The organism is Geodermatophilus africanus, from assembly GCF_900107105.1.
Classification (GTDB): domain Bacteria; phylum Actinomycetota; class Actinomycetes; order Mycobacteriales; family Geodermatophilaceae; genus Geodermatophilus; species Geodermatophilus africanus.
Genome location: NZ_FNOT01000021.1, coordinates 23,239 through 35,129 on the forward strand (window position 1 = coordinate 23,239; position 11,891 = coordinate 35,129).

An 11,891-nucleotide genomic window follows, 5' to 3' on the forward strand; every position below is an offset into this window, starting at 1 on the left:
ACGTCTTCCCCGAGCTGGTCAGCCGCCTCCGTGCTCGGTGGCGCGACTCGTGCGATACGTGTAGGCAGCACGACGAACCGCCTCGTCCGACTCGAGACCCGCGCCGAGTGCCCCGCCGACAGTCGCCAGCGAGGACGTCAACCAGGCGACCTCGACGTAGTCCCCGAAGGTCACCGGATGGCTGATCGCATCGGCGAGGACGGACGGGACGACGAGCAGCAGGCCGCCGAGCAGGCTCAGCACGAAGAGCGCGGCATAGAAGGCCGCCACCCCGATCACGACCGTCGCCGTGGTCGCGATGTTGAACAGCACCACCTGTTGCCTCGCGCGCGGGTCAGATGCGCGCTCCCACAGCCGCGCGCCGACGATCAGGGTCATGGCGATCGCGAGGACCGAGACCACGCTGACGACCGCCAACCGCTGCCACCTGAAGGCACCGGCCAGGCTCCAGATGTCCGGGGTGACCAGCGCGAAGACACCCGCCGCAGCGGCCGCCGTCAGTGCCCGGGACAAGCGAGCGGCCAACTGCCACGGACGATTGGCCCGCACCATGCCGAACAGCAGCCGCAGGTGACCGGTGAACACACGAGTCGTGAAGCGGAACGACGGCACCTCCCCCTCGACCTCGGAGCCCAGCTCGCGCAACCGGGAACTGATGCGCCGCCACCGCGCCGCATCCGTGCGACCGTCGGCGCCGTCGTCTCCGACCTCCCCGAGCAGTGCGCCGATCAGGCGCGGCACGGCGTCGCGGAGACGCCGTCGCACGGCAAGACTTCCGAGCGCGGGCACCGAGAGGACCGCGACCCCGTGCATCGGGCTCGCGTGGGCCACGACCGGCCGTCTCGCAACCGCCAGGGGCAGATCGGTCAGGACGACGACGAGGTCCCACGCGCGCGTCAGGAGGAGCTGGCGAGCTGCGCCGACGATCTGGCCGTCTTCCGCCGGCGGCTCCACCAGACCGTCGTCGAGGAGTTGGAGATGCCACCTCATGTCGGGGAAGCCTGCTTCGAGGTCACCCCGGATGTCGTCGACGAGGCCGGCGGTCAGCTCGTCGGAGAGCGTGGGTGCGTTGACCACTCCCACCCGGACGTCGGGCACCCGGGTGTCCGCCGGCTCGATCTAGAGAGCCGGCCGGAAGAGCTCGATCGCCCTCACCAGCCGGTCGGTCGACGGGTTCCGCACGTCCTCGCGCGCTCGTCGCTCACCGCGCCGTCGCCAGGTGCTCGTGCACCAGGCGGACCGCCATCGCGCCCTCCCCCGCCGCCGAGGCGACCCGCTTCACCGAGCCGCTGCGCACGTCGCCCGCTGCGAAGACGCCGGGCAGGCTGGTCTCGAGCAGCAGCGGGTCGGGTCCGTCGGACTCCCCCCGCTCCGTCGCCCGGCGGGCGTCCGACCCGGTCAGTACGTAACCACCGGAGTCCAGGGCGACCGAGTCCGGCAACCACGACGTGCTGGGCACACCCCCTATGAACACCATGAGGTCGCGCGCGAGCAGGCGCTGCCGCTCACCGGTCACCGTGTCCTTCACGACGACGGCCTCGAGGCGGCCGCCCTCGCCCTCCAGTTCCTCCACCATGGTGTGCGGGTGCACCTCGATGCGCGGGTCCTGGGTGATCCGGTCGGCGAGGTAGCGCGACATGTTCTCGTCGAGCCTGTCCTCTCGGACCAGCAGGCGGACCTGGGCGGCGTGGTCGGTGAGGAAGACCGCGGCCTGGCCGCCGGAGTTGCCCCCACCCACGACCACCACCGGGTCGCCGGCGCACTGCTGGGCCTCGATGGGCGTGGCCGCGTAGTACACGCAGGTGTCCTCGAACTGATCCAGTCCGGGGACCGGGAGCCGGCGGACCCGCACGCCGGACGCGACGATGACCGTGCGCGTGGCCAGCTCACCGCCGTCGGCGAACCGCAGCACGTGGTTCCCGTCGCGCTCCTCCATCACCACCACCTCCGCCGGGACGGACCTCCGCGCCCCGAACTTCTCCGCCTGCAGCACGGCGCGATCGGCCAGCTCGCCCCCGGAGATCCCCGAGGGGAAGCCGAGGTAGTTCTCGATGCACGACGTCCGCGCCGCCTGCCCGCCCGGCGCGACGCCGTCGACCACCGCGGTGTCGAGGCCCTCCGAGGCGCCGTAGACCGCGGCCGCGAGGCCCGCCGGGCCGGCGCCCACCACCACCAGGTCGACGACCTTCTCCGCGGAGTCGACCTCGCGCAGGCCGAACGCCGCGGCGAGGTCCGCCGGGGACGGGTTGCGCAGCACCTGGTTCCGGAAGAGCACCACGGGCGTGTCGTCGGGCGCCAGTTCGAGGCCGCGGAGCAGCCGCTCGGCCGACGGATCGGTCTCCAGGTCGACGAACTTGTGCGGCAGCCGGTTGCGACCGGCGAACTCGCGCAGCTGCCGGCTCTCGGCGGAGTACCGGGAGCCGACGATCCGGAACCCCATCCCCTCCCCGAGCGCCAGCCAGCGCCGGAGCAGGAGGGCGCGCAGCAGCAGGTCGCCGAAGGCCGGGGACGCGGCCGCCCCGGCGCGCAGCCACTCGGCCGGGATCGCCAGCACCTCCCCGGGGTCGGCGACGATGCTGGTGGCGTAGGCGGGCTGCTCGGTGAGCATGCCCAGATCACCGATGAAGCGGCCGGGTCCGTGCACGCGGACGACGCGCTGGTCCGGCGTCCCGACCGCCTCCGCCACGGCGACCCGCCCGGAGAGAAGGACGTAGAAGATGTCCTCCGGCTCGCCCTCCGCGATGAGCACCTCGCCGTGCGGAACGGGTCGTCGGTCCCCCCACCGCTCCAGCATCTGGAGCTGCGAGTCCTCCAGCCGGGGAAACGCGCCGGTCACATCCGGGGTCTCCCCCGGCGGCACGTCCGCGAGGAGTTCCTCCAGCCCCTGGTCACCCACAGACCGGGTCGTCACGCGTATGCCTCGTCGACGTAGCACCAGCGCCAGTCCTCGACCGGCTGGAACGACTGGACGACGGGGTGGCCGAGCAGACCTGCGTGCTTCCGGGCGTGCCGGTTCGGCGAGGAGTCGCAGCACCCGACGTGCCCGCAGGTCAGGCACAACCGCAGGTGCACCCAGGGGGACCCGAAGCGCAGGCATTCCTCGCAGCCCTCCGGGGGGCGCGGGACGACGTCCTCGCGCACGAAGGCGAGGTGCGGGTCGACGCCGGCCGGGATCGTCATCGAGCAGACCCTCCGGACAGGGCCCCGTCCAGCCAGCTGCGCAGCGCGGGCTCCGGGGCGGCTCCGGGCTGGCGGGCGAGTACCTCGCCGTCCCGCAGGACCATCAGCGTGGGGACGGCGCGCACCTCGAACCGCTGGGAGAGCCGGGGCGCCTGGTCGACGTCGACCTTGACCAGCTTGAGCTCACCGGCACGCTCGGTGGCCAGCCGTTCGAGGGCGGGACTCACCATCCGGCACGGGCCGCACCAGGTGGCCCACAGATCCACGAGCACCGGGACCGGAGCCCGCTCCGCGACCTCGGCGAATTCGTCGTCGCCCGCATCGGCGATCCAGGGCAGGGGCTGGTGGCAGTTTCCGCACTTCGGGATGCTGTCCGCCACGGCCGGCACCCGGTTCTTCTTCGAGCAGTGCGAGCAGGTGACGATGCTCGACCGCGCGGTCGTCGGGGCGCTCATGCCTGCGCTCCCACCATCTCATGGGTGACGACGAGCCGGTCGCCGTCCACGTCGACCCGCACGGTGGACCCCTCGATGGCCCCGTCACGCAGCAGCGCCCGCGCGACCTGGGTCTCCACCTCCTTGGCGATGAACCGCCGCAGCGGCCGCGCACCGTAGACCGGGTCGTAGCCCTCCCGGGCGATGAAGCGCTTGGCCTCCTCGGTGATCTCCACCGTGATGGTTCGTTCGGCGAGGCGGACGCGGAGGTCGGCGAGCATCAGCTCGACGATGTTTTCGATCTCGCCCGGGTTGAGCGGCGTGAACAGCACGGTGTCGTCGACCCGGTTGAGGAACTCCGGCCGGAAGTGGCCCCGCAGCTCGGCCATCACGAGGTCACGGGCCTCCGGCTTGAGCTGGCCGGCGTCGGTGACGCCGTCGAGCAGGTACTGCGACCCGATGTTCGACGTCATGATGATGACGGTGTTGCGGAAGTCGACGGTGCGGCCCTGCGCGTCGGTGAGCCGGCCGTCGTCGAGCACCTGCAGCAGCGTGTTGAAGACGTCCGGGTGCGCCTTCTCGATCTCGTCGAAGAGGACGACGGCGTAGGGACGTCGACGCACGGCCTCGGTGAGCTGCCCGCCCTCCTCGTAGCCGACGTAGCCGGGCGGAGCCCCGACCAGCCGCGACACGGTGTGCCGCTCCTGGTACTCGCTCATGTCGATCCGGACGATGTTGTCCTCGGAGTCGAACAGCGCCTCGGCCAGCGCCTTGGCCAGCTCCGTCTTCCCGACGCCGGTCGGGCCCAGGAAGATGAACGAGCCGGTCGGCCGTCGCGGGTCCTTGACCCCGGACCGGGCCCGGATGATCGCGTCCGCGACCGCCTGCACCGCCTCGTCCTGGCCGACGACGCGCCGGTGCAGCACCTCGTCGAGGCGCAGCAGCTTCTCCCGCTCGCCCTCGGTCAGCCGGGACACCGGGATGCCCGTCCAGACCGAGACGATCTCGGCGATTTCCTCGGCGGTGACCACCTCGCGCAGCAGGCTGTGCTCGCCCTGCTTCTCGGCGAGCCGTCGCTCCTCCACCTCCAGCTTGCGTTCCAGGTCGGCCAGCCGGCTGAAGCGGAGCTCGGCGGCGCGGTTGAGGTCGTAGGCCCGCTCCGCCTCCTGGATCTCGTGGCGGACCTGTTCCAGCTCCGCCCGCAGTTCCTGGACCCGCTTGATCGCCTGCCGCTCTGCGTTCCACTGCGCCCGCATGGCGTCCGCCTCGCCGCGCAGGTCGGCCAGTTCGCGGCGGAGCTGGTCCAGGCGGGCGACCGAGGCGGGATCGTCCTCCTGTTCCAGCGCCGCCTCCTCGATCTCCAGCCGCATCACCCGGCGGGTGATCTCGTCGAGCTCGGCGGGCATGGAGTCGATCTCGGTGCGCAGCCGGGCGCACGCCTCGTCGACGAGGTCGATTGCCTTGTCGGGCAGGAACCGGTCGGTCAGGTAGCGATGGCTCAGCGTCGCCGCCGCGATCAGCGAGCCGTCGAGGATCCGGACGCCGTGGAACACCTCGAACCGCTCGCGCAGCCCGCGCAGGATCGAGACCGCGTCCTCGACCGACGGCTCGTCGACGAAGACGGGCTGGAAGCGACGCTCGAGTGCGGCGTCCTTCTCGATGTACTTCCGGTACTCGGTGAGCGTGGTGGCGCCGATCATGTGTAGCTCGCCGCGGGCGAGCATCGGCTTGAGCATGTTGCCCGCGTCCATCGAGCCCTCGGACGCACCGGCCCCGACCACGTTGTGCAGCTCGTCGATGAACAGCAGGATCCGGCCCTCGGCGGCCTTCACCTCGGTCAGCACCGCCTGGAGCCGTTCCTCGAACTCGCCGCGGTACTTCGCCCCCGCGATCAGCAGACCCATGTCGAGGGAGAAGATCGTGCGGTCGCGCAGCCCCTCGGGGACGTCCCCGTTGAGGATCCGCTGGGCCAGCCCCTCGACGATGGCGGTCTTGCCGACACCTGGCTCGCCCAGGAGCACGGGGTTGTTCTTCGATTTCCGGGACAGGATCTGGATCACCCGCCGGATCTCGGCGTCACGGCCGATCACCGGGTCGAGCCGGCCGGAACGCGCCGACTCCACGAGATCCATCCCGTACTTCGTGAGCGCCTCGTAGGAGCCCTCCGGGGTTGCGGACGTGACGCGCTGGTTGCCACGCACCTGCGTCAGCGCGGAGAGGAACGCGTCGCGGGTGACGCCGTGCTGCGCCAGCACCCGCCCGGCCCCGGTGGCCGAGCCCGTCTCCGCCAGCGCGACGAGCAGGTGCTCGACCGAGACGTACTCGTCCTTCATGCGCCTGGCCTCGCGGTCGGCGGCCTCGAGCACCCGGGCCACCCGCTGCGTGAGCGAGACCTGCCCCGGCTGAGGCGCCGTGCCGGTGGTCCGCGGCTTGCGGGAGAGCTCCGCTTCCATGTCCTTGCGCAGGGCCGCAGGGTCGGCGCCCGTCGCAGAGATCAGCCGCGGGACGAGGCCCTCCGGCTGGTCGAGGAGGGCCGTGAGCAGGTGCTCGACGTCAACCTCGGTGTGACCGTGCTCGATCGCCAGGGACTGGGCGGCGGCGAGCGCCTCCTGGGACTTCTGGGTCAGGCGGTTCAGGTCCATAGCTGGCTCCGCTCGGGTCGGTTGGCGGGCTCCTGGGGAATGCGCCGTCGTACGGGTTCGGTGCGCCCGCGAACGCGCAGGGCGGTCTCGAGATCGGCGATCCGGTCGAGGAGGTCGCACACGAGCCCGAGGGCGGCGTAGTTGAGGGGCAGGGTGGCGTGCAGCCGCTGGAACCGCGCGACGGCCGGTACCTGCGCGGGGCTGAACCACAGCGACCCATCCAGGTGACGCGCAGCCGGGATCAGACCCAGCGCCCAGAACCGCCGCACCAGCTCGGGGTGCAGGCCACAGCGCCGGGCGAACTCCACCTCGTCCAGCAGGGCGGATGCCGGCCTCCGGGCCAGCGGGTAGCGCAGCGGACGACTCGGCGGGCTCATCGACGTCCTCCCCCGTCGTCGGTCGGAGCGCGGCGCGGATCGAACGTCGACGACGTGGCGAGTTCGGAGAAGAGCTCACGTTCACGGTCGCTGAGCCGTGGCGGGACCATGATCTTGACCTCGGCGAACAGGTCGCCCGGATGCCCGGCCGGGTCCGGCATGCCTTGCCCACGCAGCCGGAGCCGTCGTCCCGACGAGGAGCCGGGGGGCACGGTCACCTTGCTCTCGCCCCCGGGCGTGGCGACCGGGACGGTCGCGCCGAGCGCCGCCTCCCACGGGGCGAGCTTCAGGTCGACGTGGATGTTCCGGCCGTGCACGCGGAAGAGCGGGTGAGGCAACAGTCGCACGACCAGGTAGAGGTCGCCGGGCGCGCCGTCGCCGAGGCCCCGCCCTCCCTCACCGGTCAGCCTGATCCGCCGGCCGTCGTTGACGCCGGGGGGGATCGTGACCGTGTAGCTGCGCGGGCCCTCGGGGCCGTTGAGCGTGATCTCCTTGCGCCCGCCGCGATAGGCCTCCTCCACCGTGAGCGGCAGCTCGGCCTCCTGATCCGCTCCCGCGGTGCGGGCCACACGGGGGCCTCGTCCGCGGCCGCCGAACATGCCGCCCAGGAGGTCCTCGATGTCGATGCCCTCGAAGCCCCCGCCACCGAAGCCCCCGCCGACGTCGGTCCCCTCCGCGGTCCAGGTCGCGCGGCGACCCCGACCGGTCCGGCCGCCGGATCCGCCGACCCCGGCACCGACGCGCTGCTCCCAGTCCTCGGGAACCCGCCGGAAGTCCTCCCCGAACCGGTCGTAGCGCTTGCGGAGCTCCGGGTCCGACAGCGCGGAGTACGCCTCGTTGATCTCCTTGAACCGCTCCTCCGCCGCCGGATCCTTGTTCACGTCCGGATGGTTCTGCCGCGCCAGCCGCCGGAACGCCTGCTGCAGCTCGTCCTGGTCCGCGTCGCGCGACACCCCCAGCACGTCGTAGTAGTCACGGGCCATCCGTCAGCTCCCCGCGCGCTGCGCCACGGTCACCGCCGCCGGACGCAGCTGGCGCCCCGGGGCGCCGTAGCCGGGCCGGACGACGGAGGCCACCGAACCGGGCGGGGTCCCGGCTCCGTCGGCGTCCACCACCCCCACGACCTCGTGCCGCGCCGGATCGAACGGCACTCCGGGCTCGTCCTCCCGCCCGTAGCCGAGCCCCCCGACGACGGCGAGGGCCTGCTCACGGAGGGTGCGGATGCCCTCGACGATCGATCCCGGGTCCGCCGCGGCGTGTTCGAGCGCGCGATCGATGGTGTCGAGCACCGGCAGGAACGCCGAGGTGACCAGCTCCCGCTCGTTCGCGCGCTCGCGCGCGACCTCCCGCGCGTATCGCTTGCGCAGGTTGTCCAGGTCGGCGGCGGCGCGCCGCCAGCGGTCCTCGGCGGCGTCGAGCGCGCGCTGAGCGCCCGCCGCCGCGCCGTCCGGCGGGGTGGGCGCCGGCTCCCGGGGAGGTCCGCCCTCCGGCTGATCCCGTGCCTCGGCGGTCTCCGGGTCGGCACCCCGTGTTCCGGCCGGCTGGGCGGTCGGCGTCTTCGGTCCGGGCTCAGCCATCGTCAGAGGCTCAGTTCCGGTCGAACTCGGCGTCGATGACGTCGTCGTCCGCGGCTACCGTCTCACCGGCGGGGTCGCCGACGTCCGCGGCATAGTTGGTGGAAGCCGCCTGGAGCCCGGCCAGGGCCTGCTGCAGCTCGCCGGTGAGCTCGCGGACCCGATCGATCGGCGCCTGGTCCGCCACCGCCTGGCGGGCCTCGGTCACCAGCATCTCGGCCCGGGCGCGCTCGTGCGGCGGTGCGGAGTCGCCGAGCTCGTCGAGTCGGCGTTGCACCTGGTAGGCCACGGTGTCCAGCTGATTGCGCGCGTCCACCTCCTGCCGCAGTTGCTGGTCCGAGGCCCTGTTCCGCTCGGCCTCGGTGACCATCCGCTCGACCTCGGAGGTGTCCAGGTTGGTGCTCTCGGAAATCGTGATGCCCTGCTCGGCACCGGTGTCCTTGTCGCGCGCGGTGACGTTGAGGATGCCGTTGGCGTCGATGTCGAACACGACCTCGATCTGCGGCTCACCACGAGGCGCCGGCCGGATGCCGGTGAGCTGGAACCGGCCCAGCACGCGGTTGTCCGCCGCGCGTTCCCGCTCTCCCTGCAGCACGACGATGTCGACGGCGGGCTGGTTGTCCACCGCCGTCGAGAAGACCTCGCTGCGCCGGACCGGGATCGTGGTGTTCCGTTCGACGATCTTGGTCATGAGACCGCCCTGGGTCTCCACGCCCAGTGACAGGGGCGTGACGTCGAGCAGGAGGACGTCGGAGACCTCCCCCTTGAGCACCCCCGCCTGGATCGCGGCGCCGACCGCCACGACCTCGTCGGGGTTGACGGTCATGTTCGGTTCCTTGCCACCGGTGAGCCGGCGCACGAGCGCCTGCACCGCCGGGATCCGGGTCGACCCGCCGACCAGGATGACCTCGTCGAGGTCGTCTCCCCCGATCTTGGCGTCCGACATGGCCTGACGGACCGGTCCCATCGTCCGTTCCACGAGATCCGCCGTGAGGTGCTCGAACTGCGAGCGCATCAGCGTCATCGTGAGGTGCTTCGGCCCGTTCGCGTCCGCGGTGACGAAGGGCAGGTTGACCTGGGTCTGCGTGACCGAGCTCAGCTCCACCTTCGCCTTCTCGGCGGCCTCGTAGAGGCGCTGCAGCGCCTGCGGGTCCTTCCGCAGGTCGATGCCGTTCTCCTTCTGGAACTCCTCGGCCAGGTGGTCGACGATCCGCCGGTCGAAGTCGTCCCCGCCCAGGTGGGTGTCGCCCGCCGTGGCCCGCACCTCCACCACGCCGTCCCCCACGTCGAGGACGCTGACGTCGAACGTCCCGCCGCCGAGGTCGAACACCAGCACCGTCTCGTGCTGCCCCTTGTCCATCCCGTAGGCCAGCGCCGCGGCGGTCGGCTCGTTGATGATCCGCAGGACCTCGAGGCCGGCGATCTTCCCCGCGTCGCGGGTGGCGGTGCGCTGTGCGTCGTTGAAGTAGGCCGGGACGGTGATCACCGCCTCGGTGACCCGCTCGCCGAGCTGCCGTCCGGCGTCGTCGGCGAGCTTGCGCAGGATCAGTGCGGAAATCTCCTCCGGCGCGTACAGCTTGTCCCGCACCTTGATCCGCGCGAGCCCGTTCGCATCGGGGACCACGTCGTAGGTGACCTGGCCGGCCTCCTCCTCCACCTCCTCGAACCTGCGGCCGATGAACCGCTTGACCGAGTAGATCGTGCCCTTGGCGTTGAGAATCGCCTGCCGGCGGGCGAGTTGGCCGACGAGACGCTCGCCGTTCTCCGTGAACGCCACCACCGACGGCGTCGTGCGGGCGCCCTCGGCGTTGGGGACGACCGAGGCCTCGCCGCCTTCCCAGGCGGCGATGACCGAGTTCGTCGTCCCGAGGTCGATACCGACCGCGCGTGCCATCTCAGGCCTCCGATGCGATGAGTCGGGCGGCCTGGTCGGCCACATCGTCGTCGACGACCACCTCGTAGCGGCGTGGGCGCATGAACATGACCGAGGCGAAATCGCGACGGCCCCCCTGCATGGCGTACGTGATCAGGCCGATGACCGCCCCGATCGCGGCCCCGATGAGCAGGCCGTACAGGGCCAGCAACAGGCCCGTGAGGATCGGGTCGACCCAGTCGAAGATCCCGAAGATCCAGCCGATCAGGGCGCCCGGTACGGCTCCGCTGAGGGCCCCGCGCCAGGCGGCCCGGGGATAGTCCATCTTGCCGGTGACCTGCTCGACGGTCTCCAGGTCCTGCCCGACGATGGCCACCCGCTCGACCGGGAAGTCGCGGTCGGCGAGCCGGTCGACGGCGCGTTCGGCCTCCTCGTAGGTCGGGAACGACGCCACCGCACGCCTGGGCCACCGCGTCGCGACGCCGGGACTGCCGGGCGACCATGGCTGGCCGGCGCCGGACCCACCAGCCGGAGAATGTCCTGCGTAGGAACGATCGGTCATCGTGGCCTCCTGATCAGCCGGCGGCCGGCCGGCCGGCGGGCGACGGTGCGTCTGAGGTGGTTGCGGCCGCGTTGGAGGAGCCCAGCTGGACCCTGCGTGGCTTGCTCTTCTCGCTGACCGGGATGGTGAGGGTCAGGACGCCGTCCCGGGTGTCGGCCGACAGGCGGTCGGGGTCGAGGTTCTCCCCGAGGAAGAGCTGGCGGGCGAAATCGCCGTAGGGCCGTTCGTCGATGATCACCTCATCGCCGTCCTGGCGGGTCGGCGCCCGATGGACCCGCACGTTCACGACATTGCGCTCGACGGTCGGGTCGACGTCGTCGGGGGCGACGGCCGGCACGTCGAGATGGACGCTGAGCTGGTCGCCGCGTCGCAGTGCCTCCATCGGCATGCTGTGCAGCGCACGCGCCCCCACGGACAGGGTCTGTTCGGCGACCCGGTCGAGTTCCCGGAACGGGTCGAACCGCATCAGCGTCACGGACTGTTCCTCCTGACGGGGAGGTCACGGAGATCCGCCGATTGCGTGGCGGCCACGTGGAGCCCACCCACACCGTGCGTTTCCACGCTCGCCGTCGGCCCCGGCGGCGGCAATCGGTCGTTCTGCCGATGCCGACGGCACCCGATGGAACCGGGGCATCCCGGCGAGCGGGGGCCAGGCATGGACCGCCCACCCCGGCGGGGATCCGTTCGGGAATCCGGGAGGGCGCCGCCCGACCACCGCGAGGATTCGATGACCCACCTCGCCGGCTCCGTTCCGGCTGCTCTGTGGTCGGAGATCACTCGGATGCCACGGCGCGGGCGTCGGAGTCGTCAGGCATGTGTCGGTGGCCTGGACCGAGATCCGCCCCCAGGACCCCGAGACGTCGCTGAATCGCGAGGTCGCCTGGCGCGTGGCGGTATCGCGCGGACTGGTCAGGCGGCTCGTCGACTTCCTTGTCGACGGGGTGCGCACTTGAGTGGCGTGCTCGGGCCGGGATGGGCAGTGCTGCCGATCGACGGATCGACGTCGGCACGGTGCCATGAGCCCTGGCGGGCCACCGGTGGGCCGTCACGGTGCGGCCTCGCTGATCGATCCCACCGGGCTGCACCGGCCGAGGAGGCATGGATGGGCATGCGATGACCGTCCACGAGAGTCCGACGTTCCGGCTGGTCGGGACAGCCACCGGATGAGGCGGCACCTCCGTCGCGCGCTGGCCGTGCCCGGGGTGAGCGTCGTGTTCCTGGCCGGGTGCTCCGGCACGACGCCCGCCCC

The 11,891-nt window shown here is 71.9% G+C and carries 12 protein-coding genes; 1 reads left to right on the plus strand and 11 read right to left on the minus strand.

Going from position 1 to position 11,891, the window contains the following annotated elements:
• Positions 1-18: 18 nt before the first annotated feature.
• The 11 genes from BLW63_RS23205 to BLW63_RS23255 all read right to left on the minus strand — a co-directional run bounded on the left by BLW63_RS23205 (position 19) and on the right by BLW63_RS23255 (position 11,108).
• Positions 19-1,098, minus strand: coding sequence for a hypothetical protein (locus BLW63_RS23205; RefSeq protein ID WP_211517260.1), 1,080 nt, complete (start codon positions 1,096-1,098; stop codon positions 19-21).
• A gap of 103 nt (positions 1,099-1,201) precedes the next feature.
• Positions 1,202-2,911, minus strand: coding sequence for an FAD-dependent oxidoreductase (locus BLW63_RS23210; protein WP_170856938.1), 1,710 nt, complete (start codon positions 2,909-2,911; stop codon positions 1,202-1,204).
• Positions 2,908-3,180: a UBP-type zinc finger domain-containing protein gene (locus BLW63_RS23215; protein ID WP_091161590.1), complete on the minus strand. Its 273-nt coding sequence runs from the start codon at positions 3,178-3,180 to the stop codon at positions 2,908-2,910. The genes BLW63_RS23210 and BLW63_RS23215 overlap by 4 nt, the downstream gene beginning before the upstream one ends.
• On the minus strand, positions 3,177-3,635 hold the full coding sequence (gene trxA / locus BLW63_RS23220) for a thioredoxin (protein WP_091161593.1): 459 nt from the start codon (positions 3,633-3,635) through the stop codon (positions 3,177-3,179). Before trxA ends, BLW63_RS23215 begins: the two co-directional genes overlap by 4 nt.
• The gene (gene clpB, locus BLW63_RS23225; RefSeq protein WP_091161596.1) at positions 3,632-6,256 is read right to left on the minus strand and encodes an ATP-dependent chaperone ClpB; all 2,625 of its coding nucleotides are present in this window, start codon (positions 6,254-6,256) and stop codon (positions 3,632-3,634) included. Before clpB ends, trxA begins: the two co-directional genes overlap by 4 nt.
• On the minus strand, positions 6,247-6,633 hold the full coding sequence (locus BLW63_RS23230) for a chaperone modulator CbpM (protein ID WP_091161599.1): 387 nt from the start codon (positions 6,631-6,633) through the stop codon (positions 6,247-6,249). The genes clpB and BLW63_RS23230 overlap by 10 nt, the downstream gene beginning before the upstream one ends.
• On the minus strand, positions 6,630-7,616 hold the full coding sequence (locus BLW63_RS23235; protein WP_091161601.1) for a DnaJ C-terminal domain-containing protein: 987 nt from the start codon (positions 7,614-7,616) through the stop codon (positions 6,630-6,632). The genes BLW63_RS23230 and BLW63_RS23235 overlap by 4 nt, the downstream gene beginning before the upstream one ends.
• A 3-nt stretch (positions 7,617-7,619) precedes the next feature.
• Positions 7,620-8,210 carry a nucleotide exchange factor GrpE gene (locus tag BLW63_RS23240; RefSeq protein WP_091161603.1) on the minus strand — a complete coding sequence of 197 codons (591 nt, stop codon included), beginning with the start codon at positions 8,208-8,210 and terminating at the stop codon, positions 7,620-7,622.
• 10 nt (positions 8,211-8,220) lie between these two features.
• Positions 8,221-10,101 (minus strand): molecular chaperone DnaK, encoded by a 1,881-nt coding sequence (dnaK, locus tag BLW63_RS23245; RefSeq protein WP_091161605.1) that lies wholly within the window; start codon positions 10,099-10,101, stop codon positions 8,221-8,223.
• 1 nt (position 10,102) lies between these two features.
• Complete coding sequence (locus BLW63_RS23250) at positions 10,103-10,534, minus strand: YflT domain-containing protein (protein ID WP_091161608.1); 432 nt, start codon at positions 10,532-10,534, stop codon at positions 10,103-10,105.
• Positions 10,535-10,655: 121 nt separating this feature from the next.
• Complete coding sequence (locus BLW63_RS23255) at positions 10,656-11,108, minus strand: Hsp20/alpha crystallin family protein (protein WP_211517262.1); 453 nt, start codon at positions 11,106-11,108, stop codon at positions 10,656-10,658.
• 355 nt (positions 11,109-11,463) lie between these two features.
• On the opposite strand from BLW63_RS23255, the gene BLW63_RS28705 reads away from it, so the two are divergent.
• Positions 11,464-11,595, plus strand: a complete 132-nt coding sequence (locus BLW63_RS28705) for a hypothetical protein (protein ID WP_280140567.1) — start codon at positions 11,464-11,466, stop codon at positions 11,593-11,595.
• Positions 11,596-11,891 lie beyond the last annotated feature (296 nt).